Annotated in this window: 24 protein-coding genes; 15 read left to right on the top strand and 9 right to left on the bottom strand. The window is 70.5% G+C overall.

Translation table 11 applies throughout. The features are described 5' to 3' along the window. Positions 1-258: 258 nt before the first annotated feature. Genes F4554_RS15215 through F4554_RS15195 form a run of 5 tightly spaced genes read left to right on the top strand, consistent with a single transcriptional unit; the run spans position 259 to position 6,110 of the window. Positions 259-1,887 carry an ABC transporter substrate-binding protein gene (locus F4554_RS15215; RefSeq protein WP_179787978.1) on the top strand — a complete coding sequence of 543 codons (1,629 nt, stop codon included), beginning with the start codon at positions 259-261 and terminating at the stop codon, positions 1,885-1,887. A gap of 53 nt (positions 1,888-1,940) precedes the next feature. Beyond that, entirely contained in the window at positions 1,941-3,035 is a 1,095-nt protein-coding gene (locus F4554_RS15210) for an ABC transporter ATP-binding protein (RefSeq protein WP_179787977.1), read from the top strand. A gap of 8 nt (positions 3,036-3,043) precedes the next feature. Beyond that, positions 3,044-4,183 (top strand): ABC transporter ATP-binding protein, encoded by a 1,140-nt coding sequence (locus F4554_RS15205; RefSeq protein WP_179787976.1) that lies wholly within the window; start codon positions 3,044-3,046, stop codon positions 4,181-4,183. Beyond that, positions 4,180-5,148 (top strand): ABC transporter permease subunit, encoded by a 969-nt coding sequence (locus F4554_RS15200; protein ID WP_179787975.1) that lies wholly within the window; start codon positions 4,180-4,182, stop codon positions 5,146-5,148. Before F4554_RS15205 ends, F4554_RS15200 begins: the two co-directional genes overlap by 4 nt. Before the next feature lie 2 nt (positions 5,149-5,150). Beyond that, positions 5,151-6,110 carry an ABC transporter permease subunit gene (locus tag F4554_RS15195; protein WP_179787974.1) on the top strand — a complete coding sequence of 320 codons (960 nt, stop codon included), beginning with the start codon at positions 5,151-5,153 and terminating at the stop codon, positions 6,108-6,110. Between the two features lie 74 nt (positions 6,111-6,184). Here F4554_RS15195 and F4554_RS15190 read toward each other — a convergent pair whose 3' ends face one another. Further along, on the bottom strand, positions 6,185-7,186 hold the full coding sequence (locus tag F4554_RS15190; RefSeq protein WP_179787973.1) for a hypothetical protein: 1,002 nt from the start codon (positions 7,184-7,186) through the stop codon (positions 6,185-6,187). A 361-nt stretch (positions 7,187-7,547) separates the two neighbouring features. Between F4554_RS15190 and F4554_RS15185 the strand changes: the two genes are divergently transcribed. Further along, on the top strand, positions 7,548-8,048 hold the full coding sequence (locus tag F4554_RS15185; RefSeq protein ID WP_337796054.1) for an NfeD family protein: 501 nt from the start codon (positions 7,548-7,550) through the stop codon (positions 8,046-8,048). A gap of 38 nt (positions 8,049-8,086) precedes the next feature. On the opposite strand, the gene F4554_RS15180 is transcribed toward F4554_RS15185, so the two are convergent. Further along, a complete protein-coding gene (locus F4554_RS15180; protein WP_179787972.1) occupies positions 8,087-8,620 on the bottom strand; it encodes a hypothetical protein in 534 nt (177 codons plus the stop codon). A gap of 129 nt (positions 8,621-8,749) precedes the next feature. On the opposite strand from F4554_RS15180, the gene F4554_RS15175 reads away from it, so the two are divergent. After that, on the top strand, positions 8,750-9,928 hold the full coding sequence (locus tag F4554_RS15175; protein ID WP_179787971.1) for an acyl-CoA dehydrogenase family protein: 1,179 nt from the start codon (positions 8,750-8,752) through the stop codon (positions 9,926-9,928). A 7-nt stretch (positions 9,929-9,935) separates the two neighbouring features. Here the strand turns inward: F4554_RS15175 and F4554_RS15170 are convergent, their stop codons facing one another. Then, complete coding sequence (locus F4554_RS15170; protein ID WP_179787970.1) at positions 9,936-10,919, bottom strand: aldo/keto reductase; 984 nt, start codon at positions 10,917-10,919, stop codon at positions 9,936-9,938. A 174-nt stretch (positions 10,920-11,093) separates the two neighbouring features. Between F4554_RS15170 and F4554_RS15165 the strand changes: the two genes are divergently transcribed. From F4554_RS15165 to egtD, 5 genes are all read left to right on the top strand, one after another. Next, on the top strand, positions 11,094-11,876 hold the full coding sequence (locus tag F4554_RS15165; protein ID WP_179787969.1) for a hypothetical protein: 783 nt from the start codon (positions 11,094-11,096) through the stop codon (positions 11,874-11,876). 231 nt (positions 11,877-12,107) lie between these two features. After that, positions 12,108-13,448 carry a glutamate-cysteine ligase family protein gene (locus F4554_RS32185; RefSeq protein WP_238341310.1) on the top strand — a complete coding sequence of 447 codons (1,341 nt, stop codon included), beginning with the start codon at positions 12,108-12,110 and terminating at the stop codon, positions 13,446-13,448. Continuing rightward, positions 13,445-14,818: an ergothioneine biosynthesis protein EgtB gene (gene egtB, locus F4554_RS15150; RefSeq protein WP_179787968.1), complete on the top strand. Its 1,374-nt coding sequence runs from the start codon at positions 13,445-13,447 to the stop codon at positions 14,816-14,818. The genes F4554_RS32185 and egtB overlap by 4 nt, the downstream gene beginning before the upstream one ends. A 13-nt stretch (positions 14,819-14,831) precedes the next feature. Beyond that, on the top strand, positions 14,832-15,560 hold the full coding sequence (gene egtC / locus F4554_RS15145) for an ergothioneine biosynthesis protein EgtC (protein ID WP_179787967.1): 729 nt from the start codon (positions 14,832-14,834) through the stop codon (positions 15,558-15,560). Positions 15,561-15,633: 73 nt separating this feature from the next. Further along, a complete protein-coding gene (gene egtD / locus F4554_RS15140; protein ID WP_337796053.1) occupies positions 15,634-16,617 on the top strand; it encodes an L-histidine N(alpha)-methyltransferase in 984 nt (327 codons plus the stop codon). 32 nt (positions 16,618-16,649) lie between these two features. On the opposite strand, the gene F4554_RS15135 is transcribed toward egtD, so the two are convergent. Beyond that, complete coding sequence (locus F4554_RS15135) at positions 16,650-17,750, bottom strand: CobW family GTP-binding protein (RefSeq protein WP_179787965.1); 1,101 nt, start codon at positions 17,748-17,750, stop codon at positions 16,650-16,652. Positions 17,751-17,892: 142 nt separating this feature from the next. Here F4554_RS15135 and F4554_RS15130 point away from each other — a divergent pair, with 142 nt between their 5' ends. Continuing rightward, complete coding sequence (locus F4554_RS15130; RefSeq protein ID WP_202889302.1) at positions 17,893-18,744, top strand: hypothetical protein; 852 nt, start codon at positions 17,893-17,895, stop codon at positions 18,742-18,744. Between the two features lie 54 nt (positions 18,745-18,798). Here F4554_RS15130 and F4554_RS15125 read toward each other — a convergent pair whose 3' ends face one another. Beyond that, a complete protein-coding gene (locus tag F4554_RS15125) occupies positions 18,799-19,122 on the bottom strand; it encodes a hypothetical protein (RefSeq protein WP_179787964.1) in 324 nt (107 codons plus the stop codon). 301 nt (positions 19,123-19,423) lie between these two features. On the opposite strand from F4554_RS15125, the gene F4554_RS15120 reads away from it, so the two are divergent. Together F4554_RS15120 and F4554_RS15115 are read left to right on the top strand one after the other, a co-directional pair. Continuing rightward, complete coding sequence (locus F4554_RS15120; protein ID WP_179787963.1) at positions 19,424-19,936, top strand: nuclear transport factor 2 family protein; 513 nt, start codon at positions 19,424-19,426, stop codon at positions 19,934-19,936. A gap of 40 nt (positions 19,937-19,976) precedes the next feature. Beyond that, positions 19,977-20,657 carry a class I SAM-dependent DNA methyltransferase gene (locus tag F4554_RS15115; RefSeq protein ID WP_179787962.1) on the top strand — a complete coding sequence of 227 codons (681 nt, stop codon included), beginning with the start codon at positions 19,977-19,979 and terminating at the stop codon, positions 20,655-20,657. 17 nt (positions 20,658-20,674) lie between these two features. Here the strand turns inward: F4554_RS15115 and F4554_RS15110 are convergent, their stop codons facing one another. From F4554_RS15110 to F4554_RS15095, 4 genes are all read right to left on the bottom strand, one after another. Then, complete coding sequence (locus F4554_RS15110) at positions 20,675-21,211, bottom strand: LOG family protein (RefSeq protein ID WP_179787961.1); 537 nt, start codon at positions 21,209-21,211, stop codon at positions 20,675-20,677. Positions 21,212-21,255: 44 nt separating this feature from the next. Beyond that, the gene (locus F4554_RS15105) at positions 21,256-21,963 is read right to left on the bottom strand and encodes a type 1 glutamine amidotransferase domain-containing protein (protein WP_179787960.1); all 708 of its coding nucleotides are present in this window, start codon (positions 21,961-21,963) and stop codon (positions 21,256-21,258) included. Between the two features lie 112 nt (positions 21,964-22,075). Beyond that, positions 22,076-25,447, bottom strand: a complete 3,372-nt coding sequence (locus F4554_RS15100) for a sugar-binding protein (RefSeq protein ID WP_179787959.1) — start codon at positions 25,445-25,447, stop codon at positions 22,076-22,078. Between the two features lie 99 nt (positions 25,448-25,546). Beyond that, positions 25,547-26,380: a phytanoyl-CoA dioxygenase family protein gene (locus F4554_RS15095; protein ID WP_179787958.1), complete on the bottom strand. Its 834-nt coding sequence runs from the start codon at positions 26,378-26,380 to the stop codon at positions 25,547-25,549. Between the last annotated feature and the right edge of the window lie 84 nt (positions 26,381-26,464).

The raw sequence follows: 26,464 nt of genomic DNA, 5'->3' as shown, positions 1-26,464 counted from the left end.
GCGCGCACCTGCCCCGCATGTGCTGGCGAACACCGACACACAATGCCCCCAAGGAGGTGACAAGGCCGTATGTTCGCTTCACGGAACGGCCAACGTCGATACCGGCATTGGGCGGCCGTGAGTGGTTTGTGCGTCCTTGCCCTGGTAGCTGCCGCGTGCAGCCAGGGCACCACGCCTTCTGCTCCGACGACCACTGCGGCCGGCAAGCCCGTCAAGGGCGGCACGCTCAACATGTTGGGCTCCGGCGACGTTGACTACATGGACCCCAACGTCAGCTACTACGCGATCGGCTACCTCGGCCTGCGCATGTGGAGCCGACAGCTGTTCACCTACCCCGCCGAGAACGGCAAGGTGACGACGTCGGTCCCCGACCTGGCGGAGGAGATTCCCACCGCCGACAACAAGGGCATCAGCGCCGACGGCAAGACCTACACGATCTCCATCCGCCAGGGCGCGCAGTGGAACAGCTCGCCCGCGCGGCAGGTGACCGCGGCGGACATGGTCCGGGGCGTCAAGCGGACCTGTAACCCCGTGCAGCCGTTCGGTGGCATCCCGAACTTCGCCGACCTGATCGTCGGATACCAGAAGTTCTGCGACGGTTTCGCCAAGGTCGGCCAGAGCCCCGCGGCGATGGCGAAGTACATCAACGACACCCCGCTCCCGGGTGTCGCAGCCAAGGACGAGCGCACGGTGGTCTTCAAGCTGACCCACCCGGCGACCTACTTCGTGGACATGCTGACGCTGCCGGCGTTCTCCCCGGCGCCGAAGGAGTTCCTGAAGTACGCCCCGGCCAGCCTCGACCTGGCCAAGAACACGCTGTCCGACGGCCCGTACGCCATCAAGACGTACTCGCCGACCAAGCAGATCGTGTTCGAGCGCAACCCCGCCTGGAAGGCCTCCAGCGACCCGGTGCGCAAGGCCTACGTCGACAAGATCGTCGTCAACCAGACGGTCAGCCAGGAGTCCACGCAGCAGCAGCTGCAGACGGGCAGCCCGAGTGCGGACATGGAGTGGGACAACTTCCCGCCGCCGTCGCAGCTGCCGCAGCTGATCGCCAAGAAGGACCCGAACCTCAACCTCGGTGAGACCGGTTCGTCGAACCCGTACATCGTGTTCAACACGGTGTCGCCGAACAACAGCGGCGCCCTGAAGAAGCCCGAGGTCCGGCAGGCACTGGCCTACGCGGTCAACCGCACCAACATCATCCAGGCGCTCGGTGGGCCGAAGGTCAACCCGCCGCTGACCCACGTCCTGCCGAGCAGCATCGTCGGCAGCAAGGACTTCGACCCGTACCCGCACAACGTGGCCAAGGCGAAGCAGCTGCTGGCCAAGGCGGGCTACAAGAAGGGTCTGACGCTGAAGTTCGTGTACCGCAACGCCTCCGAGGGCAGCCGCAAGACCTTTGCGACTGTGCAGCAGGACCTCAAGGCGGTCGGTGTCGACGTCAAGGGCGTCGCGGTTCCCAACGCCGACTTCTACACGAAGTACATGCAGGCGCCGGACGTGACCAAGCGCGGTGTCTGGGACGTGTCCCTGGCCGGATGGGGTTCGGACTGGTACGGCAACGCCGCACTGTCCTTCTTCGCCCCGCTGTTCTCCGGCAAGCCGTCGTTCCCGCCGATCGGCAGCAACTTCGGCTTCTACGAGAACCCTGCGGTCAACAAGCTCATCACGCAGGCCTCCAACGCCAAGGATGAGTCCACCGCGGGAAGCCTGTGGGCACAGGCCGACCAGCAGGTCATGAAGGACGCGCCGTTCTTCCCCATCACCAACCCGGTGCAGGCCAACTACCACGCATCGCAGACGAAGAACGCCGTCTACCTCCCGTCCATGCAGAACTTCGACCCGACCAACATCTGGTTGGAGCAGGGCAAGCAGGGCGGCTGACCCCAACGGAGGAGGGCGCCCGGCCGACCGGCCGGAGCGCCCTCCTTCGCCTGATGGAGATTCCCGTGGTCGACAACATCGACAACTCCGCCAACGCCGCGCCGGACACCCTCCGCGACGGCGCCACCCCGCTGCTCTCCGTCCAGGACCTGAAGGTGTCGTTCAGGACCTCCGACGGCGTCGTACAGGCCGTACGCGGCGTGTCGTTCGACGTGGAGCGCGGCAAGACCCTCGCCATCGTCGGCGAGTCCGGTTCGGGCAAGAGCGTCTCCACCCAGACCGTCGTGGGCCTGACCCGGGGCGCGATGGTCAGCGGACGGGCGCTCTTCGAGGGCCGTGACCTGCTCACCATGAGCAAGGAAGACCTGCGCCAGGTTCGTGGCGCGAAGATCGGCATGATCTTCCAGGACTCCCAGTCCAGTCTTCACCCCTACTACCGCGTCGGCTGGCAGATCAGCGAGATGATCCGCGCCCACGACCGGTCGATCTCGAAGTCCGCGGCACGCGAACGCTCGATCGAGCTGTTGCGCCGGGTCGGCATTCCCAAGCCCGAGCGTCGCGTCGACGACTTTCCCCACCAGTTCTCCGGCGGCATGCGCCAGCGCGCGATGATCGCGATGGCGATGGCGCTGGATCCCGTGCTCCTGGTCGCCGACGAGCCCACGACCGCCCTCGACGTCACCGTCCAGGCGCAGGTGCTGGAGGTCATGGCCGACCTGCAGGCGGAGTTCGGCACCGCACTGATCATGATCACCCACGACCTCGGCGTGGTGGCCGACGTCGCCGACGAGGTCGCGGTGATGTACGCCGGGCGCATCATGGAACGCACCGGCCGGCGGGAGCTCTTCTACCACCATCACCACCCCTACACCGAGGGTCTGCTCGGCTCGCTGCCGGCCGAGAGTGGGGAGCGGCAGCGGCTGCGGCCCATCTCCGGCGCTCCGCCGAGCCTGATCAGGCCCCCGTCCGGCTGCCCCTTCCACCCCCGCTGTCCGTACGCCTTCGACCAGTGCCGGTCGGAGACGCCGCCCCTGCGGGAGGTGTTCGGCGACCAGGCACACCACAGCGCGTGCTGGCTGCCGACCGACGAGGCCGGCCGCGGCGAGGCACGGGCCGCCCTTACGTCCAGCACGACGAGCACCAGGTGAGGCGATCGGTGAACGCCAGCGACACATCGAACAGCACGCCGAAGGCCACCGCCACCCCACGCGGAGGCAGCGACCACGACGTGCTGCTGGAGGTCGAGAACCTCCAGAAGTGGTTCCCGGTCTCCTCCGACCGGCTGTTCCGCCGCGGCAAGGACCAGGTGCAGGCAGTCGACGGTGTCGACCTGCAGGTGCGGGCGGGTGAGACGCTCGGGCTGGTCGGTGAGACCGGCTGCGGCAAGTCGACCCTCGCGCGGTGCATGACGCGGCTGTACGACGTGACGTCGGGCCGGGTGACCTTCGACGGCACCGACATCACCACCCTGTCGCGACGGGCGCTGCGGCCGCTGCGCCGGGAGATCCAGATGATCTTCCAGGACCCGTACGGCTCGCTGAACCCGCGGCGCCGGGTCGGCTCGATCATCGGCGACCCGTTCGCCATCCACGGAGTCGGCAAGGGGGCCGAGCGCAAGCGCAAGGTCCAGGAGCTGATGGAGCTCGTCGGCCTCAACCCCGAGCACTACAACAGGTTCCCCGCGGAGTTCTCCGGCGGCCAGCGCCAGCGCATCGGCGTGGCCCGGGCACTGGCGATGCGGCCCAAGCTGATCGTGTGCGACGAGCCGGTCTCCGCGCTGGACGTCTCCATCCAGGCGCAGATCATCAACCTGCTGGCCGACCTGCAGCAGGAGTTCAACCTCACCTACGTCTTCATCGCCCACGACCTGTCGGTGGTACGCCACGTCAGTGACCGGATCGCGGTGATGTACCTCGGCAAGGTGGTCGAGGTCGCCGACGCCGACTCCCTGCACAAGGCGCCGCGCCACCCCTACACCAACGCGCTGCTGTCGGCGGTTCCGCTGGCCGACCCGGACCTTTCCGATCGGCGGGAGCGGATCATCCTGCGCGGCGACGTACCCTCGCCGATCAACCCGCCGAGCGGTTGCCGTTTCCACCCGCGCTGCCCGAAGGCCGCCGACACCTGCGCCAGCGAGGTGCCGGCGCTGGTCAGCCGGCTGAACGACGGCCCGGAGCACCTCGCCGCCTGCCACTTCCCGGTGGAGATCGGCGAGAACCTCGTCGAGGCACGGCCAACGATCGCCGCGGAGCGCACCGAGTTCGCTCCGGAACTGGTGAACGGAGACCAGTCGTGAGCACCACCACCGAATCCCCGTACGACCTGGAGACCGAGCAGCCCAAGGGCTCGATCGAGGGCCGCAGTCCCTGGCGACTGGCCTGGGAGCGCCTGCGGCGCGACCGCGTGGCGCTGATCTCCTTCGTGGTCATCCTCCTGATCGTCGCGATCGCGGTGTTCGCGCCCGTGGTGGCGGCGATCACCGGCCACGGTGTGAACACGCAGTACCGCACCAACGGCCTGACTCCCGACGGCATGCCCAAGGCGCCGAGCGGTGAGTTCTGGTTCGGCACCGACGACCTGGGCCGCGACATCCTGGTCCGAATCGCCTACGGCGCAAGGATCTCCCTGCTGGTCGGCGTCGTGGCGACGCTGCTGACCGTGGCCATCGGCGTGGTGGTCGGGCTCGCGGCCGGCTACTTCGGCGGGCTCGTCGACACCATCCTCGCCCGGCTGGTCGACGTGGTGCTGTCCTTCCCGTTCCTGCTGTTCGCCCTCGCGCTGGTGTCCGTCACCGGGCCGAGCCTGAAGGTCGTGATCATCGCGATCAGCGCGTTCAGCTGGGCCTCGGTGGCCCGGATCGTGCGCGGCCAGGTGCTGTCGTTGCGAGAACGCGAGTTCGTCGAGGCGGCTCGCTCGCTCGGCGCGAGCGACAGCCGGATCATGTTCGTGGACGTGCTCCCGAACGTCATGGCACCGGTGATCGTCTACACCACGCTGCTCATCCCGACGGTGATCGTCGTGGAGGCGACGCTGTCGTTCCTCGGTCTGGGTGTGCCCCCGCCCACTGCGACGTGGGGAGGCATGCTGAACGAGGCGATCAACTACTACCAGGTCGCCTGGTGGTTCATCGTCTTCCCCGGACTCGCGCTGCTCGTCACCACGCTGGCGTTCAACCTGCTCGGTGACGGGGTGCGCGACGCCTTCGACCCGAGCGCGGACCGACTCCTCGTCACCAACGAACAAATGGCAAAGGGTGAGTGACGGTGGCCCGTTTCCTCGTAAAGCGAATCCTGCACGGCGCGTTGGTGCTGTTGCTCATCACCATGGGCGTGTTCGCCATCTTCTTCGTGGCGCCCAACAACGTCGCCCGCACCCTTGCCGGCCGGCAGGCCACGCCGCAGACCGTGAAGCTCATCGAGGAGCGGCTGGGGCTGGACCAACCGGTCTGGAAGCAGTACCTCGACTTCTTGTGGAAGGCGCTGCACGGCGACCTCGGCTTCGACTACTACCACCAGGTGCCGGTGACGCAGATCATCGGTGACGCGCTGCCGGCCACCATCGGCCTTGCCCTTGGTGCGGCGGTCATCTGGATGCTGCTCGGTGTGTTCAACGGCATCGTGGCGGCGGTCCGGCCGCGGTCGATCGCGGACCGGGGCATGACCGGGTTCGCGTTGTTCTTCTACTCCATGCCGACGTTCCTGCTGGGTCTGCTGCTGCTGTACTTCCTGTACTTCCAGCTCACCCTGGCCGGGTACCCGATCTTCCCGGCGGGCGGCTACGTACCCATCACGCAGAACCCACTGGACTGGGCCCGCCACCTGGTGCTCCCCTGGCTCACCCTGGCGCTGGTGCTGGCAGCGACCTACACCCGGTTGACCCGGGGGTCGATGCTGGACGTGCTCGGTGAGGACTACATCCGCACCGCGCGGTCCAAGGGAATCTCCGAACGCCGGGTGGTCTACCGGCACGGCCTGCGCAGCGCGCTCACCCCGGTGGTGACGCAGTTCGGCATCGACCTCGGCCAGCTCGTCGGTGGTGTGGTGGTCACCGAGACGGTGTTCAGCATCGACGGCCTGGGCAAGACGGCGATCGACGCGATCAACCAGCAGGACCTGCCGGTGATCATCGGCATCGTCATCTTCGCCGCGGTGGCGGTCATCGTCGCCAACATCCTGGTCGACGTCGCCTACGCCGTCCTCGACCCGCGGGTACGCCTGAACTGACGAGGTTGTGACGAGCAGTCGACGAGCAGTCGCGGACGCGCCGGTGCGAGCATGCCCGGCGCGTCCGCGGCATTTCACCGGTTGAACATCACCATCGCGTTCGAGTAGCTCGGGCCCTCGATCGTCACCGGGTTGCCGGAGACGTGGTTCACCACGGCCGAGACGCTCAGCGAGCGGCCGCAGCTCGCGGTCTGGTTCACCGGCACACCGGTGACGGTGACGTTCGCCTTCAGGTGGTGCAGGTCGTTGGTGATCACCAGGCGCGCGGTGGTGCTCCTCGTGGGCGCACACGGCTGTCCGTCCGTGCCGAGCACCGTCGCCTGCGCGGTCACGTCGACGGTGGACGTGCCGCCCGGGTAGGAGCCGTATTCGCGGGACAGCTGGACGTCGGTGAGCACGCTGGCCGATGTCGCGCCGCCGGTGTCAACCGTGTGTTGCAGGACCGTGGACGAGTGCCGGGCGACCGCGCACTCCGGCACCCCGGGATCGGGTACGGCCCCGACGCAACTGTCGCTTGACATGAACCACTGGGCGGAACTGCGCGCGACCGGCGTCGCGGTCAGGATCGTCGTCCGCTGGTCGATGTCCAGCCGGGCGACGTCCGGCTGCACCACCGTCGTGGCCACGCCGTACATCGTGCAGGTGTAGCTCGTGGAGTTCGGCGCCCTCCACAGCCACCGCAGCCGTTCGATGTTGACGCCGTACGCCTGTCCCAGATGGTTCTGAACCGTCCACACCGAACCGCCACCGCCGCCCTTGCCCAGGCAGATGATCCGGGTGCCCATCATCGGCGTGCGGACGATGTTGCTCCGGCCGCCCAGCTGCGCGACGAGATACTGCGCGTCCCCCGCCAGCATCGCCAGCGGCGGGAGCCGGAGCACGGGAACCGAGGCCGTGGAGTTGGGCAGCGTGGTGGCCAGCAGGTCCTGGCTGAACACCGCGCCGGCGGTGGTGGGTCTGCCCGGCACGGCCGGGACCTTCCGGTGTGCGTAGATCAGCACACCGATCCCCGTCAGTACGACGAGCGCCAGGAGCAGGACGAGGGCCGCGGTACGTCGGCTGAGTGCTCCGCGCATCGCGGCCTCCCCTCTCGTCGCCCCGCAGACCTGTCGCCCACCGAGTCGTCGCTTCGACGGCTTTGGTCCGATGGCTTTGGTCCGACACCCAGCAAAGCCCGTTGTCGTACGGGGCGGCAGAGGCCGGGAGTCCCGGCGCCGTCACCGGACCCGGGCGCGGATCCCCTTCCGGGCGAGGAGGATCGGCGGACCCGGGTGGGGCCGGAAGTCCCCGACCGCGGAACAGAAGGTTTGTTGCTCGCGGGAGTCACATCCGTGCCGCACAAGGTGTTCGGGAGCGGGTTTCGGGATCGGCCTTGGTGGTCAGGCGTTCACGCCCGCGGGGGCACGCCGGACTTCGCGGTCGTCTCCCTCGGCAGGTGTGAGCGGGGATACCGTCGGAAAGGAGCCCGGTGAGACCTGTGGGCAGGTGGCGATGGACGCGTGGGTCGTGTGGTTGGTCGTGGCGCTGGTTTTCGGCATCGCCGAACTCCTCCGGCTCACGCTCTACCTCGCCCTGGTGTCGGGTGCGGCCCTGGTGACGGCCCTGGTGGCGGCCACGGGTCTGGGTGTGTCGTTCCAGTTCGCGACGTTCGCGCTCAGCGCCCTGCTGCTGGTGGTGTTCGTCCGCCCGCTCGCCCAGCACGCGCTGCGAAGGGTCCCGGTGATGCGGTCGGGCACGGCGGCGCTGGTGGGCCGGGAGGCGCTGGTGCTGCGGGAGGTGACCAGGCACGCCGGCCGGGTCCGGATCGGCGGTGAGGAGTGGAGCGCACGCGCGTACGACTCCACGCTGGTGATTCCTCCCGGCGCGACTGTGGACGTGGTCGCGATCGAGGGTGCGACGGCGCTCGTCTACCCGCGTGAGGACCCCTGGGCCGGCTGACGGCTGACCGTCGGCTCTTGCCAGAGCGACCAGGTGCGCTACTGGCCCGGGCAGCTCGCCGAGATCGTGGTGCGCAGCGACTCCGCCGCGGAGGCGACGTTCATCGCCGCCGTCGTGATCGCGTCCACCGCGGGAGAGGAGGTGGACTTTCCCCCGCCGACCTGCTTGATCGCGGTGGCCAGACCGCCCAGTGCGGCCGAGAGCGCGTCCAGCTGCGGACGCCAGGCCGCGGACGCGGCGGACCGCAGGCCCTTCAGGTCGGCGCGGACGGCGTTAAGCCTGCGTTCCACTCCGTTGGTCCCCTCCGCGCGCACGTTGACGTTCTTCAGCGCGGCCAGCGAGGACTGCAGCTTCTTCGCCTGTGCGCACACCGCGGCGTTGGCGGTGCCCGACGGCGACTTCGAGGACGCGGCCTCGGCGGTCGGGCTCGCCGTGGACGACGAGCCGCTCGAGCCGCTGCAGCCGGCGAGGACGATCGCGCAGAGAACGCTCAGACATGCCAGCGCGGTGAGCATCGCCGCCCGTGGCGGGCCGGCCGCGACCGTGGCCGGGCGTACCGAGGACCTTCGCATGTCGGGCTCCTTCCCCATGGGGCGTGTCTACCCAGCATGCGGCGTGCCGACCCCTTGTGCACCCCGGTCGTCACCGCGGTCACCACCCCGGTCCCGGCGGCGGATCGGATTCTGCGCGAAGATCTGGGCATGAGCCGACAGCCCGGGCAACCCGACCCCAGCGACCTGCTCGACGTCGCCGCCCTGCTCTCCGACGAGGAGCGGGCGGTCCAGGCGACGGTACGCAGACTGCTGGCCGAGCACGCCGAGCCCCACGTCGGCGAGTGGTTCGAGCGCGCGGAGTTCCCGCGGGCGCTGGTGCCCCGGTTCGCCGAGCTTGGCCTGCTCGGCATGCACCTGGACGGCTACGGCTGCGCCGGCACCAACGCGGTGAGCTACGGCCTGGCCTGCCTGGAGCTGGAGGCGGTCGACAGCGCCCTGCGCAGCTTCGTGTCGGTGCAGGGATCGCTGGCGATGTACGCGTTGTGGCGGTTCGGGTCGACGCGCCAGAAGGAGGAGTGGCTGCCTGCGATGGCCGCCGGCACCGCCATCGGCTGTTTCGGCCTGACCGAACCCGACCACGGCAGCGATCCCGCGGCGATGGCCACCACTGCCCGGCGCACCGACGCCGGCTGGGTGCTGGACGGCACCAAGATGTGGATCACCAACGGCGGCATCGCCGACGTGGCGATCGTGTGGGCACGTACGGACGAAGGGGTGCGGGGATTCTGCGTGCCCCGCGACACTCCGGGGTTCACCACCCGCGACATGCACCACAAGCTGTCGCTGCGGGCGTCGGTGACCTCGGAGCTGATCCTGTCCGGGTGCGAGCTGCCCGAGGACGCGATCCTCCCCGGGGCCACCGGTCTGCGTGCTCCGCTGGCCTGCCTGAACGAGGCGAGGTTCGGGATCGTGTGGGGGGCCCTCGGCGCGGCCAGGTCTTGTCTTGCGACCGCGATCGACTACGCACGTGAGCGCACGCAGTTCGGCCGGCCGGTGGCGGCGTTCCAGCTCACCCAGGAGAAGCTCGTCGAGATGGCGCTGGAGCTCAACAAGGGGATGCTCCTCGCGCTCCACCTCGGCCGCCGCAAGGACTCCGGGCAGCTCCGCCCGGACCAGGTGAGCTTCGGCAAGCTCAACAACGTCCGTGCCGCGCTGCAGATCGCCAGGACCGCCCGGACGATCCTGGGCGCGAACGGCATCTCGCTGGAGTACCCCGTGCTGCGGCACGCCAACAACCTGGAGTCGGTCCTCACCTACGAGGGGACCAGCGAGATCCACACGCTGGTCCTCGGCGAGGCGATCACCGGGCTGTCGGCGTTCCGCTGACGGGCTGCTACCAGCGCTCGTGCACCTGCGGGCGGATCAGTTCGTCGTAGACCGCGCGGACCTCGTCGTGCGCACCGGCGGTGAGCCGGGGCAACTCGGCGGCACCGGCGTTGGACCACACCTGCACGGGATTGCGCGCGCCAGGGATGACGACGCTCACCTCCCGCTGGTCGAGGATCCAGCGCAGCGCGACCTGGGCCAGCGACGCCTTGGTCGGCACCAGCGGCTCCAGCCGGCCGGCCGCCTCGACCCCGGTGGCGAAGTCGACACCGGCGAACGTCTCCCCCACGTCGAAGGCCGAGCCGTCGCGGTTGTACGTTCGGTGGTCGTTGTCGCCGAACTGCGTGGAGGCGTCGTACTTCCCCGACAGCAGGCCGCTGGCCAGCGGCACCCGCGCGATGATCCCCACCCCCGCCCGGCCGGCGGCCGGCAGCACCTCCTCCAGCGGCTTGCGCCGGAAGGCGTTCAGGATGATCTGCACGGTCGCCACGCCCGGCCGCTCGATCGCGGTCAGCGCCTCCGCACAGGTCTCCACGCTCACGCCGTACGCCGCGATCCGTTCCTCGGCCACCAGCGTGTCCAGGGCGTCGTAGACCACGTCGTTTCCGTAGACCGGCGTCGGCGGGCAGTGCAGCTGCACCAGGTCGAGGCGATCGACGCCGAGGTTCTCCCGCGAGCGGTCGGTCCAGGCGCGGAAGTTGTCGAGGGTGTAGTGGCTCGGGTCCAGCGCTGCACGCCGGCCCATCTTGGTGGCGACCGTGATGTCCGCCTCGGGCCGCTGGCGGAGCAGGCGTCCGATCACCCGCTCGCTGCGGCCGTCGCCGTACACGTCGGCCGTGTCGATGAACGTCACACCGGCGTCGACGGCGGCGTTGAGCACCGCCAGTGCCTCGGCCTCGGTGACCTCTCCCCAGTCGCCTCCCAGCTGCCAGGCCCCCAGCCCGACAACCCCCACCTTGCGACCCGTTCGTCCGAGATTACGTTGTTCCACGGGCGAGAGCCTACGGCCCGGCGGACGTACTCGCAGGTAGCGGAGGGAACCCCCGGCGCCCGCCGAACGTTACGGCGCCCGCGGCCAGGGTCCGTGCACCCGTCGGGCAGGACCTTCGGCACTACGCCCGGTGGTGGGCGCGGACCAAGAATCGGGTCGCGAGGGGGGATGGACATGACCGAGACGCAAGCGCACTCGACCCGATCCGACGCCCGCCAGGCGACCGCCCGTAAACAGCCGGCCGGTAAGCGGGCCCCGCGCGGGGCGGCCGCTCGTAAGCGGACCGCGGGCCCCGCCATCCCGGGCCAGCGGGCACCGCACCCGGAGGAACACCCCACGTCGGGCGCTCGCGCCGGCGCCGGGAGAGCCACCGCCAAGAAGGCCGCGGCGAAGCGGGCAGGGACGAAGAAGGCCGCCACCAGGAAGACCGCGGCCAGGAAGACCGTGACGAAGAAGGCGGCGGCCAAGCGGGCCACCAGAACCACCAGGAAGACCGCGACGACCCGCACTCGCGGCGGGGGCCTGCCGGGCCTGTCCGGGCTACCCGGGCTGTCCAGCCTGGGCAGACTGCCCGAGGTCGCCGGCCGCGCGCACCTTCCCGAGGTGCACGCCCCGAAGAACCTGCCCACCCCGTCGATGCCCTCGATGCCGTCGCTGCCGTCACTGCCCGAGGTCACCATCGACGAGCGGACCGGCCGGATGCTGTGGTACGGCGGACTGGCGGCGGCGGCCGCGCTCGGCGTGGTCGACTGGCCGGTGGCCGGCCTGGTCGCGGTCGGTTCGTACGTCCTCAACCGCCGACTGCAGGCGGCCCGCGAGGAACAGGCACGAGGGCGGCGCTCGGTGACCCGGGCGCGCTCGCGCACCCGCCCGCAGAGCCGCACTCGCCGGCCGCACAGCCGCTCACAGACCGGGACGGGTGCCCACGCACGTACCCGGTCGGCGCAGGGAGCCTGAACGCCCCGCCACAGGAGGGGTGCGAGTCCGGTGCGACTCTGGTGTGCTTGGCAGTTCGCACCGGGTTCGAGGTGAGTTCCGCCCGCATTCGGTCAGTGTTGGTGTGCGCTGTCCCCGATGTGACGTGGGCCTCAGTAGCTTTTCTTCGAGGGCCCTCGCACGCGAGGATCGGACTTCGAACGTGAAAACGAATCCGGCGCGGCGACGCAGTCGGACGACCGCAGGAGGACCATGACGGACACCGCCGAGGTCGTCTCGTGTGATTCGGTGCACGGCCACATCGGGCGCATCTGTTTCAAGACCGGTCCGCCCACCACCGTCGGCACCGAAATCGAATGGCTCGTCGTCTCACCAGACCACCCGCGTGAGCTCGTCCCTCTCGACCTGCTCCGCACCACGCTCGACCAGGCCGGGCCACCGCCCGGCGGCAGTACCGTCACCTTCGAACCCGGCGGCCAACTGGAGCTGAGTTCCGCTCCCGCCCGCGGCGTCGCCGCCTGCTGGTCCACTCTGCAGTCCGACATCGACCACGTACGCGCGGCACTGGCCGCGCTCGACCTCCGGCTGCTGTGGACCGCCATCGATCCCTTCCGCGAACCCCGCCGGCAACTGTCCCATCCGCGCTACGACGCGATGGAGGCCTACTTCGACCGGCGCGGCCCCGAGGGCCGGCTGATGATGTGCTCGACCGCGTCCGTCCAGGTCAACCTGGACGCCGGAGCCGACGCCGCCGACATCGACCGGCGGTGGCGGATCCTGCACGCGATCGGCCCGGCGATGGTTGGCGCGTTCGCCAACTCCCCCCGCTTCGCCGGCCGGCAGACCGGGTGGAAGTCCGCACGCCAGGCCGTCTGGCAACGGCTGGATCCCCGGCGTACCCGGTCGCCGTACGGACCTGATCCGGTGGCCGCCTGGGCCGACTACGCGCTGGACGCGCCGCTGATGATGCGCCGTGACGGCGAGGGGTGGCACAGCGACCCGGGGCTGACCTTCCGGCAGTGGCTGCACCTGCGCCCGGACGACGGGCACGCCGGGCACGCCGGGCACGCCGGGCACGCCGGGCACGCCGGGCACGCCGGGAACGGCCGGGCCGACCATCCGGCGAACGGCGCGGCCGTCGCCGGGGCGGACGGCAGCGCTGACGGGGCGCCCACCGCGCAGGACCTCGACTACCACCTGACGACGCTGTTCCCGCCGGTCCGGCCGCGCGGATGGTTCGAGATCCGCTACCTCGACGTCGTGCCGGCGGCGTACTGGCCGGTCCCGATGGCTGTCCTGACCGCTCTGGTGGACGATCCGCGGGCCGGTGACCGCGCCCTGGCCGCCACCGCACCGGTCGCCGGCGCCTGGTGGAACGCCGCCCGCGACGGCCTGGACCACCGCGGGCTGGCCCACGCCGCGCGGTGCTGCTTCGAGGCGGCGCTGGAGGCGCTGGACCGGCAGGGCGCCGATCGCGCACTGGTCAACCTCGTCGACGACTACCGCATCCGCTACGTCGAGCGGGCGCGATGTCCGGCCGACGACGGCACCGACCCGCTCACGTCCGATTCCGACCGGGAGGAGTCCCGATGAGCCAGTACGCAGACCTGCGCCCGTCCGCCCACACGGCCGCCCTGCTCGCCGACGGCGACCACGTGACCGCCGACGAGTTCAAGTCGCTGGTGGCCGCAGAGCTGGAACGCGCCCGCGACCGCAGCTTCGGGCTCACCACCAACGTCCTGGAAGAGGCCGACCTGGTGGCCCAGCACTCCCGGCTGATGTCACCGCTGGTGTGGGACCTCGCGCACGTCGGCAACTACGAGGAGCTGTGGCTGCTGCGGGCCGCCGCTGGTATCGATCCCATGCGGCCGGAGATCGACAGCCTCTACGACGCGTTCGAGCATCCCCGGTCGGAGCGGCCGACCCTGCCGCTGCTCAGCCCGGCCGAGGCCCGCGGCTACATCGACCTGGTACGCCGGAAGGTGCTCGACTCCCTGGACTCGATCCGGCTCTCCCCCGACAGGCCGCTGCTGGACGCCGGGTTCGTCTACCGCATGGTGATCCAGCACGAGCACCAGCACGACGAGACGATGCTGGCCACCCACCAGCTGCGCCGCGGCGAGCCGGTCTTTCCCGACAGCGACCAGGCCCCCGCCCCGCACGACCACCGGCTGCTCGCGCCGGAGGTGCTGGTGGAGGCGGGCGAGTTCGTCATGGGCACCTCCACCGACCGCTGGGCGCTGGACAACGAGCGCCCCGCGCACAAGGTGTCGCTACCGGCGTTCTGGATCGACAGCACCCCGGTGTCCAACGCCGCCTACCGCGCGTTCGTCACCGCAGGCGGCTACGACGACGAATGCCTGTGGGATCCGGCCGGCTGGCAGTGGCGGTGCGCCTCGGGCAAGCGCGCACCGGCGTACTGGGTTCGCGAGGGTGAGACGTGGCTGCGCCGGCGGTTCGGCCGGCTGGAGCCGCTCGTGGACGACGAACCGGTGCAGCACGTGTGCTGGTACGAAGCCGACGCCTACGCCCGCTGGGCCGGGCGCCGCCTGCCCACCGAGGCGGAGTGGGAGAAGGCCGCCTCGTGGGACCCGGTAAACGGTGTCAAGCGGCGCTTTCCCTGGGGCGACGAACCGGGCGGGCCCGGGCACGCCAACCTCGGCCAGACCCGCTTCCACCCCACGCCTGTGGGATCGTTCCCAGCCGGTGCGTCGCCGGTCGGCGCGCGGCAGATGCTCGGTGACGTCTGGGAGTGGACGTCCACAGCCTTCACCGGCCACCCGGGCTTCTGCGTCTTCCCGTACCGCGAGTACTCCGAGGTGTTCTTCGGCAACGACTACAAGGTGCTGCGCGGCGGATCGTGGGCCACCGACCCGCTGGCGGTGCGAACGACCTTCCGCAACTGGGACTACCCCATCCGGCGGCAGATCTTCGCCGGGTTCCGCTGCGCCCGCGACGCCTAGGAGGTGGATCCCCATGTGCCGTCATCTCGCCTACCTCGGCCGGCCACGCACGCTGCAGGAACTGGTCCTCGACCCGCCGTACTCGCTCGGAGTGCAGGCGTACGCACCGCGCCGACAGGAACACGGCACCATCAATGTGGACGGCTTCGGCGTCGGCTGGTACACCCCCAGGCGGCCCGAACCCGTCCGCTACCGCCGGGCCCAGCCGATGTGGGCCGACCAGTCGTTCGCCAGCCTCGCGCCCACCGTGGACGCCGGCTGCGCCGTGGCCGCGGTGCGCTCGGCCACGCCCGGTTACCCGTCGGAGGAGTCCGGAGCGGCGCCGTTCACCCACGGGCGCTGGCTGTTCAGCCACAACGGCGCGCTGGGTGATCTGCCGCTGGCCCGCAAGGCGCTGCGGGACGAGGTGGCGTGGGTGCCGGACGCGCTCGCCCCGGTCGACTCCGCACTGCTGTTCGGCCTGGCGGTGGCCCGCTGGCAGAGCGGCAGCCCGCTCGGCGAGGGACTGGCCCGGGTCACCCGCGAGGTCGCCGAACTGGGCGGTGGCCGGCTCAACCTGCTGGCCGGCGACGGCGAACGCCTCGCGGGCACGACGTACGGCGACACGTTGTTCGTGCACGAGTCCGCCGGCGGCGTGCTGCTCGCCTCCGAGCCCTGCGACGACGACCCGGCCTGGGCGCCGGTGCCACCCCGGTCCCTGGTGGAGGTCGACCGGCGTGGTGTGGTGGTCACCTCGCTGTAGTGCCGGCGGCACGAAACCCCAACCAGGCAACGAAAACGCACAACCCGGTGAAAGCCCGACGATGGAGGCCCGCGTGACCGTTTCCCGTGAAGCTCCGGAGATCACTCGCCACCTCACCGCCGCCGACCTCGAGGCGAGCCTCGCCCGCGACGTCGCCGAAGGCCTGACGCAGACGCCGAAAACCCTTCCTCCGAAGTACTTTTACGACCCGCGGGGAAGCGAACTGTTCGAGCAGATCACCACGCTCGAGGAGTATTACCCGACTCGTACCGAAGAGTCGATCCTCGCCACCCACGCCGCCGAGATCACCAAGCTCGCCGACGCCGACACCCTGGTGGAGCTGGGCTCGGGGTCCTCGACCAAGACCAGGCTGCTGCTGGACGGGATGCGCTCGACCGGCAGGCTGGCCCGCTACGTGCCCGTGGACGTCAGTGAGAGCGCCCTGCTCGGTGCGATCGAGTCCCTGCGGGCCGACTACCCCGGGATGGCCATGCACGGCGTCATCGCCGACTTCGAACGCCACCTGGGGCTGCTCCCGCAGGAGGGCACCCGCCTGGTGGCCTTCCTCGGCGGCACGATCGGCAACCTCGCACCGGCGCAGCGGGCACGCTTCCTCAGCGCGGTGCGGTCCGGGCTGGGCCCGGCAGACCGGCTCCTGCTCGGCACGGGCCTGGTGACGGACCTGGCCCGGCTGGTGCGCGCATACGACGACGCCTCCGGCGTGACCGCGGAGTTCAACCGCAACGTGCTGCGGGTCGTCAACGCCTCCTTGCACGCCGACTTCGAGCCGGAGGCGTTCGACCACGTCGCGGTATGGGACGCGGAGGCGGAGTGGATCGAGATGCGCCTTCGGTCGCAGAAGGCACAGCTGGTCCGGATCGCCGACCTCGACCTGACGGTGGAGTTCGCCGAGGGTGAGGAGCTGCGTACCGAGATCTCCGCGAAGTTCCGCCGCGACGTCGTAGAGCGCGAACTCGCCGAGGCCGGGTTCACGCTCGAGGCGTGGTGGACCAACTCGCAGGACGACTTCGCCCTCTCCCTGGCCGCGCCCAGCTGACACCCCTGCCAGGCCCAGGCCCAGGCCCAGGCTCAGGCGGCGCGGTCGTCGTCACCGAGCCACGGGGAGAAGCCGTCGTCGTGCCGCTCCCAGTGGTCGAGTCCGCGGGCGAGCTCGGAGTCGGTCATCAGCACCGCGTCGAAGGCCGCCCGCACCCGCTCCTGGACGTCCTCGATGCCGGTGACCACGATCCGGGTCTGCCGGTCGCCGGCCTCCCAGCGGCCGACCGTGCCGATGCTGAGCTGGCCGCCGGCGTTGTCCCACCCGCACACCGCGTGCGGACGCGTCGGCAGCCAGAACCACCCGCGGCTGCGCTGCCGCCCGCCGGCGAGCTCCCCGATCCGGTCGTGCAGCCGCGCGGGGTGCACCGGCCGCCACGAGGTGAGCTCCAGCGTCCACACGCCGTGGGTGTCGGCGGCCCCGGAGGGTGCGGCAAGGCGGTAGTCGCCCCGCTGGGGGCCGCAGCCGCGTGCCGGCCGGTCGAAGGTGCGGGCCAGGTCGAGGTTGTGCAGGTCGGCGCACACAGCGCCGGGAGCGGCGAGATGGCGGAGCACGGCGGACTCGCGGGCGTCGGGCACCCGGTCGGCGCGGGTGGCCACCACGTCGGCACACTCGATCTGGTGCGCGAGCGCCTCGCCCACCGCACGCCGGTCGTCGTCGGTCAGGGCGATGCCACGCTCGGCCAGCAGGTCGTCGCCGAACAGGTCGTCGACCAGCCGGGTGAGGTCGACGACGGTCAGGACTCCGGCGAACGTCACCAGATCGGCAACCTGGCTTCCGCCGACAACGGCGCCGCGCAGGGCATCGCGCACCAAACCGGGCTCGGCGGTCACCGGCAGGGACACCACGATGCGGTCCCAGCGTCCGCTGCGCGCGAGCCGCACCACGGTGGGTACGACGTCCTCGCGCAGGGCGCAGCTGAGGCAGGCGTGGTCGAGCGGCACGCCGGTGTCCTCCACCACTCCCCCGACGTCGTAGACCAGGCGGTGGAGCAGGTCGTCCTGTCCGGTACGGGCCAGGTCGTGCTGCACGACGACGCCGCGGGGGAAGTCCCAGAGCACCGCCGAGGCGGCGGTCTGCCGGAGCACACCGTCCATCGAGGCGACGACGTTGACCGGCAGTCGTTCGGTCATGAGCACCTCCTGCCCGGCGCGCGTACTCGCTGCGGGAAAAGTGTCGGACGGCAATGGGTTCAGTTTCCAGCGACCTCCACTGCCACGCAAGGCACGACGGCACACCGACCGCGGCAATAGCCTGGACGCGAGGCGGAGGGCCATGATCGCGGCAGGGTTGGCGTTGTGGGCGGGTGTGCCGGCGCGGGCGGGCGTGCCGGTCCAGCCGGGTGTCCCGGTCCGGCCGGGCGCGGGAGCCGCCGTGAGCGTGCTCACGCCCACCGCCGCTGACGTGGACCTCAGGCTGACGCTGGGCGGGCGCGACACGGTGCTGTGGATGCTGGTCTCGTTCATCGTGACGTTCCTGGTGACGCGCACGGTGACCCGGCTGATCCGCTCCGGGCGCGGGCCGTTCCGGGACGCCAAACTCGGCGGAGTCCACGTCCACCACGCGGTGTACGGGATCTTCGCGATGATCGGCGCCGCCACCGCGGAGTTCGCCTACCGGCCCGATCCGCCGGCCCAGCAGGTGGTGGCGGTGATCTTCGCCGCCGGCGCCGCGCTCACGCTGGACGAGTTCGCGCTGTGGCTCTACCTGGAGGACGTGTACTGGACCCGCGAGGGCCGCCGGTCGGTGGACGCCGTGCTCGTGGCCGCCACGATCGGGATCCTGCTGCTGCTGGGCGCCAGCCCGCTGGACACCGCCGGGGCCACCGGGGCGGCCGCCGCGGCCGCGACGATCGCCTTCAACCTGGCCTTCTCCCTCGTCGCCATCGCCAAGGGCAAGCTGAGCACCGGCCTGATCGGGGTGTTCGTACCGTTGGTCGCGATGATCGGGGCGTTCCGGCTGGCCAAGCCCAACTCCCCCTGGGCGCACCGGCTGTACGCGCAGACCTCGCGGCGACGTGCCCGGTCGCGTGCGCGGTATCCCGCCGACCGGCGGACGTGGTGGGACGCGGTGAAGGACCAGATCGGCGGCCCGCCGTCCCCGCCTCCCCCGGCAAGCGGCGGTTGACAGGCTCAGCCGCGTACCCGGCTCAGCGCCTCCTCGTACTCCGTGCGGATCTGGTCACCGCCGCGTTCGCGCCAGCCCTGTGCGGCCGAACATCGGGATGTACCCCTGCGCGAAGTATCCCGTGCGCCCGGACATGAACAGGTCCTGCACCTTCTGGAACTGCATGTTCGGTGCGTCGGGGTGATAGACGCCGGCCTTCCACATCCGCGCCAGGAAGCGCAGTGCCTCCTCGAACTCGTCGGTCTCGATGGAGTTGACCAGCCGGCCGTTCGATTCCTTCCGCCAGACGGTCGGCACCCCGAACATCTGTTGCGCCAGCGTGGTGTCGACGTTGCCGAAACCCCACGTCTGCACGCGGGAGTTGCCCGTCCGGGTCACCTTTGGCGAACGCGGTGAGCTGCCTGGGCCTGACTGCGGTGGCCCGCGAACTGCCACGTGCAGGTAGATCGACCACGCCGACAGACGTCAACCATGCGTGTGCCCGTTGGGCAAACCCGGCCGACATGCTGCCGAGATCGGCACCAAAGTTGCCCCGGTTTCCCCTCGACGAAACAGCTTCGGGACCCGGACCTGACCAGGCATGAACCAACGCCGGGTGTTGCCCGGGGTCGGCCCGGGCCGGGAGCGGGTATGAGGAGTACGCCCGCTCGACCCGACGCCTGAGAGGAAGGTGACGCCCATGACCGCTGATCACGAGGCGGTCTGGAAGGCGCACACCGACGGTGAGTTCTTGCATCGGGACGTCGCCGCCACCATGAGGACCATGAGCGACGACCCTCAGGTCGTACATGTACCCACGGCGATGGGCGGCCGCGGCAGCAAGGACGTGCGCTCCTTCTACACGAGCTATTTCGTCGGGCTGAATCCGGAGGACTTCCGGATCGAGCTGATCTCGCGGACCGTCGGAGTGGAACGGATCGTGGACGAGATGGTGGTGTCGTTCACCCACGACATCGAGGTTCCGTGGATCCTGCCGGGTGTCGCCCCCACCGGGCGGCCGGTGGAGATTCCCGTCATCGCCATCGTCGGTCTCCGCGACGGACTGATCGACAGCGAGCACATCTACTGGGACCAGGCATCGGTGTTCGCTCAGGTGGGTCTGCTCGACATCGCAGCGCTCCCCGCGCTGGGTGCCGAGCAGGCCGAGGTGGTGCGAGACCGGAACGCACGCCTCAACACGCTCGCGAGGTGACTACGGCTCCGGTGGCCACGCCCGTGGTTTGATCGGTGCCATGACCGTGACCCCACCGCCGCCGGACAGCGGCCCGACACCTGCGGCGCGTGCGGACCGCGCGGCCATGCAGGCACGTGCTTTCGACCTGATCGGCGCCCACTACGACGAGGTGTTCCCACACAAGGAGGGACAGCGGGCTGCGGGTGACTGGCTGGCCGCCCGGATCGAACCCGGCGCACACGTGCTCGACGTTGGCTGCGGCACCGGGCGGCCCACCGCCCGGCAGTTGACCGACGCCGGGCTCCGGGTGACCGGTATCGACATCTCCGAGCGGATGCTGGACCTCGCGCGCGAGGCGGTACCGGAGGCGACCTTCCGCCGGGCCGACGTCACCGGCCTGGACACCTCCTGGGGCCCGTACGCCGGAGTGGTGGCGTTCTTCTCGCTGCTGATGCTTACGCGTGCCCAGGTGGCGACGACCCTGCGGCTGCTGCACACGCTCCTCGACCCCGGCGGGCATCTCGCGCTGGCCATGGTCGAGGCCGACCTCGACGACGTCGAGATGTCGTTCCTCGGCACTCCGGTACGCCTCACCGGCTACCCGCGGGCGGACCTGCGCGCGGTGGTGGAGGACGCGGGGTTCGAGGTGCTGGAGGTGAACGACCACACGTACGCGCCGGCCAGTGTGGAAGCCGACCCCGAGACGCAGCTGTTCGTGTACGCCCGGCGCGGCCGGTAGCCGCCCGCGTGGACGCCTCAGGCGTTGCTCAGCCGGTCCACCAGCACGCGCACGTCCGTCTCGACGACCAGGGCGTCACGGTAGGCCGGCCGGAGGAACCCCTCGGCCGCCATGTGGTCGAGTAGGGCGAGCATCGGCTGGTAGTAGCCCGCGACGTCCAGCAGGCCGATCGGCTTGTGGTGCAGGCCGAGCTGGGACCACGTCCAGATCTCGAACAGCTCGTCCAGCGTCCCGGCGCCGCCGGGCAGCGCCACGAACGCGTCGGACAGGTCGGCCATCCGCGCCTTGCGTTCGTGCATCGTGTCGACGATCTCCAGCCGGGACAGCCTGGCGTGCGACACCTCGCGGTCGACCAGGTGACCGGGGATCACGCCGATCACCTCACCGCCCGCGGCCAGGGCGGCGTCGGCCGCGATCCCCATCAGGCCGACATTTCCCCCGCCGTAGACCAGGCCGATTCCCTTGTGGGCAAGGAGAACGGCCAGGTCGGCGGCCGCCCGGCCGTAGACTTCCCCGTGCCCCGGCGAGGAGCCGCAGAACACACATATCCGCATGTGCCCTCACGTTAGCGCCTCGTCTCGGCGCCCTGAGCCACGTACTAACGGTGGACGCGGACGGCCTGCAGCAGCTCCTCCGCGAGCTCGGCGGAGGACGCGGGGTTCTGGCCGGTGTAGAGGTTGCGGTCCACGACCGTGTGCGGAGTGAACGGCGGCGCCCCCACGAACCGCGCACCCTGCTCCACCAGGCGGTCCTGCAGCAGCCACGGCGCCTTCTCCGCCAGGCCGACCTTGGCCTCCTCGGCGTCGGTGAAGCTGGTGAGGCGGTAGCCCGCGAACGGCCAGCTGCCGTCCGGCCTCCGTGCGGCCAGCAGGGCGGCCGGAGCGTGGCACAGGACGCCGACCGGGGCACCGCTGTCCAGCACCTTGGTCAGCAACCTGCCGGACGCGTCGTTGGTGGCGAGATCCTCCATCGGCCCGTGCCCGCCGGGGTAGAAGACCAGGTCGTACGCGTCCGGGTCGACATCCTCCAGCGTGGCCGGATGGCTGAGTTCGTCCTGGATCGTCGCGAGGTAGGCCACCATCGCGTCCGCGCCGTCCTCGCCGCCGTTGGCATCGGGGGTGAGGCTCGACCGGTCCACCGTCGGCGCCGCCCCGCCGGGCGTGGCGAGCGTGACGTCGACCCCGGCCGCCCGAAACGTCCGGTGCGGTACGACCAGTTCCTCCGCCCAGTAGCCGGTGGGATGCCGGGTGCCGTCCTTCAACGTCCAGTGGTCAGCGCCGCTGATCACGATGAGTGCTGCGGTCATGATGTCTCCTCAGCCGTCGTGGTCTACCCCCATCCTGACCCCCCGCGGCCGTCCAAGGCACAGCACGGGGGTCCGACCGCGTGCCTGATCGGCCGGACACCCCACCACGGGCTCAGCCGGCTCCGAGCCTGATCGGCCGGAACAGCGCGGAGTTCTTCTCCCCGCCGATGCCGGACCCCCACTCGATCCAGCCCTCGCGGCCCGCACCGTCGTTGTCGTTGACGAGGAACGACAGGCTCAGCAGCCGGTCGTCCGGCTGGGACGGCGCGAGGGCGGACCAGGGCAGCGCGACCTCATAGGTGGTCTCCTTCTTCGCCTCGTCCCGGGTGACCGCGGCGTCCACCCCGGTGACCTCGCCCGGCTGCCCCTGCGCGGCCAGCCAGCGCCAGACCCTGGGCCCGGCGGAGGTCAGCGCCACGCCGTACTCGTTCCAGCGGGCGCTCTCCCCCGGCATGCCTGCGGCGACACTGAACTGGAAGCCGTCACCGGCCCAGATGCGTTCGCCCATCTCCGGCTGGGACTGAACGTCGTCGTGCACCTTCGCGGACAGGTACAGGTGGTCGGCGTCCCAGGTCCACCACACCGAGCCACTCAGGTCGTCCGCGCCGCCGTAGCCGGGAATCTGCACGGCGCCGTCACCGGCCAGGTCGATCGGGGGTACGCCACTCAGGTCGTCGAGCGTCCCGTCGACGGTGACCGACTTCTCCACCAGGGTTCGCAGCTGGTCCGCCGGGGGCAAGGCCAGCTTGCCGGTGGTCACCGCGTCGGTGAGGCCGGGCGAGCTGAGCCGAAGTTGCAGCGGGTACGTCTGGCCACGGGCGAGGTCACCCAGCGGGAGCTCGGCGGTCCGGGTGGCGTGCGCGGGCACCGGCGAGGCCAGGTCGAGCGTTCCGGTCCGCTCCCCGATCGTCCAGGTCAGTCTGCTGACCGGGAGGTCGCGGTCGGCGCGGTTGGTGACGCGCACCGAGAGCACGTCGTCGTCGCCTCGCAGCACGTGTGTGGCGGTCACCTGGAACGGATGCACCACGTCGACCCGGGTCTGCAACCGGGCAACGGGTTGTCCGCGCAGCACGACCTCACCGGTCAGCACCCGGGGACCGGACAGGCTCGCCGCCGGTACGCGTACCGGAATCGTGGCCTTCGTACCCGCCGGGACCGACACCGGCACCGACGTGCCGGCGATCTCGAAGGTGCCGCGGACCGCGGCCCGGGGCGGCGTGGTCGTGTCCACCGTCAGGGTCAGCGGAATCGGGTCGCCGAGCACCGCCTGCCCGTCGTGGTCGGAGGTCAGCGTGAACCTCTTCGTCAAGGCCACCTTGACATCACCCGCGACGTAGATCGGGTCGCCCGACAGCGACAGCTGAACCCGCCCGGCCTGCGGATAGTAGGTCCGGGTGTCGCCGGTCAGGTCGGTCACCGCGACCGGGTGGTCGGTGGTGACGTCGACCACCGCCGGCCCACCGGACCACAGAACGCGAAGCGGGCCGTCGTTCCCGGCGAACACGTAGCTGGAGACGCCACCGCCGACGTCCTCCGTACGCTCGAACCGCGCGCCGGTGAGTTGCCGGGTCATCGCCGCGTACGACACGTAACCAGGCTTGGGCGTCCAGCGCCCCGCCGGGTCCGCGGTGTTGTGCAGCAGGCCGAAGTTGTGCTCGTTGTAGGCGGGGTCGAGCCCGTCGTTCATCACGTCGTACCAGAAGTAGCGCTGGACGCCGTGGGCGAACGCGACCACGTGTGCGCGGACGACGTAGGCGGCCTGGGTCTGTTCGCTCACTCCGTTGCCCGCGTTGTGGGTCGGCCAGCCCTGCTCGGTGATCCAGATGGGCTTGGGCTTTCCGCCGTTGTAGCGCCGGATGAGCGCGTCCAGGTCCTCGAGGCTCTTGGCTGCCTGCTCCGGCTCGGACGGGTAGACGTAGGGGTGCACCGACACGACGTCCATGTAGCGCAGGCCACCCAGCTTGAACAGCGCCTCCAGCCAGTCCAGCGGAACGCCCGCGGTGACCGCGCCCGCGACCGTCACGTCCGGCGTACGCGCCTTCACCTGTTCGTAGGTCGCCTTCAGCAACGGGAAGTAGGACTCCGGAAGGCTGTCGGCCGGGCCGTTGCCGGTGTCACCGAAGCCGATGTTGAACTCGTTGTAGACCTCCAGCCACTTCACCTTGCCGTCGTAGTGGGCGGTGGTCGCTGCGGCGTAGCGCGCGAAGCCGGCCCGGCCCGCGTCGGTGTAGGGCGTGGCGTTGTTGTCGTAGAAGGGGTTGATGTACGCCGCGATCGGCAGCCAGCGCATGCCGGCGTTCGCCAGCGTCGACTGAAGCGGGTCGTAGCGGCCGAAGTCGTAACTTCCCTTGGTGGTCTCGATCGAGCTCCAGAACGCGTCCTCGCGGAGGTTCTTGGCACCGGCCTTGGCCATCAGGGCCGCCACCCCGAGGTTCTCCGTCCCCGACAGGTGGGCGGCCATGCCGAAGGGCGAGTCCGCCACCGCGCCGACGTCGAACGCGGTCAGCCTGGCCAGCGTGGTGTCCTTGGTGGCCAGGACGGCGCCGCCGCTCTCGGCGGTCACCGTCAACCGGTAGTAGCCCGGTTTGGTGAGCGGAAGCGTCAGGTCGGCAGCGCCGCCGGTCACGTCCGCGCGGCCCTGTCCCACCTGGGTGCCGGCGAGGTCGTACGCCGACCAGCGCACCGCGTCGCCCTTGGTGCGTACGCCGATCCGCGCCGGTTGCGTGCCCACGAAGATGTTTCCGGGCTGGGTCTGGTCGAACGCGAGGTCGGGCGGGGTGACCGTCATCGTCACGCCGTCCAGGTGGACGGTGCCGGTGACCCGGCCACCGGTGAGCAGACCCTTGTCCAGGATCAGCGACACCTTGGTGGCCGGGCCGTGCCAGGCGCCGTCGTTCGCGCCGCCGAAGTGGGAGTAGTTGACGCCACCGTCGAAGCGCGCCGCGGTGAGCTGCTGCCAGGAACCGTCCGCGGTCAGGCGCAGGTGCTGCTGATGTGCCTGGCCGGTGCTGTCGAAGACCCGCAGGACGATGCCGGACAGGTCGGTGGACCGCGCCCACAGGTGCAGCGCGGTGGCGTCCAGGCCGACCGTGCGGGAGATGTCGACGTAGTTGCCGCCGGCAGCGAAGTCAGCGGTGAGTACGCCGGACCGGATGCCCTCCTGGTGGTCGGTCCCGTCGTAGTCGAAGCTCCCCTTGGCGCCCGGGAACTCCGCGCCGAGACCGAACTGCCACCCCTCGTCCGCGGACTCGAAGCCGCCGATCACCTGCTCGACACCGGAGACCGCCGCCGGGTCGGCGGCCGGTGCACCGGCCGCTCCGGCCGCTCCGGCCGCTCCGGTCGCTCCGGCCGCCGGGGCCGCGGCAGCAGCCACCACCCCGGCCGCGAGGACCGAGCCGAGGACGCGGCCGGACCACCTGGTCCGCCACGCCCTCGTACTCCGACCCGGCCTCGGGGTCGCCCGCACCCACCGCGTCCACGCCATGTCCGACCTTCCCCGAGCACCGAGAAACGAGAACCGAACACCTGCTGTGCGGCGGGCCGTCCGCGCTACGTGTAACGCCCTACGTCGTACGTGAACCGGTCAGCGCACGTCCTGCGGGCTGTGCTCCTTCAGCCATCCGCGCAGCGGAACGTCCTCGTCGGTCGGCGAGTAGTGGCCGTTGGAGTTGAGGGCGTGCCCCAGCAGCTGCCGGCGGATCGGGTCACTGCTCGGCCACAGGTCGTGCACCGTCATGTCGTCCTTGGTACGGATCCAGCGGTAGCCGTAGCCGTAGAACAGCACCTTGCGGGTCACGTCGGACCAGTTCGGGCTGGCCGCGTGCCACAGCCGCCGGTCGAAGAACACCGCGGTGCCCGGCTTGGCGAGCACCGGCACCGCGCCCTCCGGCTGCCCCTTGCCGTCCGGCACGTCGATCCGGTCCCTGCGGTGACTGCCCGGCACCACCCAGAAGTTGCCGCGTCCTTCCTCGCTGGTATCGGAGAGGAAGTAGGCGACCTTGATGGAAAGCCGCGGTCGCGGGGTCTCCTCCATGTCGAAGTTGACGCGGCCGGAGTCCTGGTGCCAGCCGAACGTCTTGTCGGTCCGCTGCTGACCCGAGGGCGGGGTGACGATGAGGTGTGCGTGGTAGAGGTAGATGTTCCAGCCGAGGATCCCCCACACCTTGGGGAGGATGCGGTCGTAGTCGACGAGGTTGGTGTAGAGCGGCGACACCGGAACGAAGTTGGGGTAGAACATCGCCGCGTCCGGCTTGGCCCGACCGGCCGCCGACTCCTGGGCGTGCAGCCTGTCCGTGGTCTGCGTCAGCTCGGCCAGGTGGTCCGGGGAAAGCGCGTTCTCGATCTGCAGGATGCCGGTTTCCTCGAACGTACGGCGTTCACTGTCGGTGAGGCGGTGTCGCAGACACGACGGGTCCATGAAAGTTCTCCTCCACGCAGGGAGCGGGCGATGGGCCTCGGCTTCATCGCCGAAGTGAGGAAGGAGCTTCGGCGGAACCACGGC

The organism is Actinopolymorpha rutila (assembly GCF_013407855.1).
In the GTDB taxonomy this organism is placed as follows: domain Bacteria; phylum Actinomycetota; class Actinomycetes; order Propionibacteriales; family Actinopolymorphaceae; genus Actinopolymorpha; species Actinopolymorpha rutila.
The sequence above is the reverse complement of the archived record's forward strand: the minus strand, read 5'-3'. Positions and strand labels throughout refer to the sequence as shown.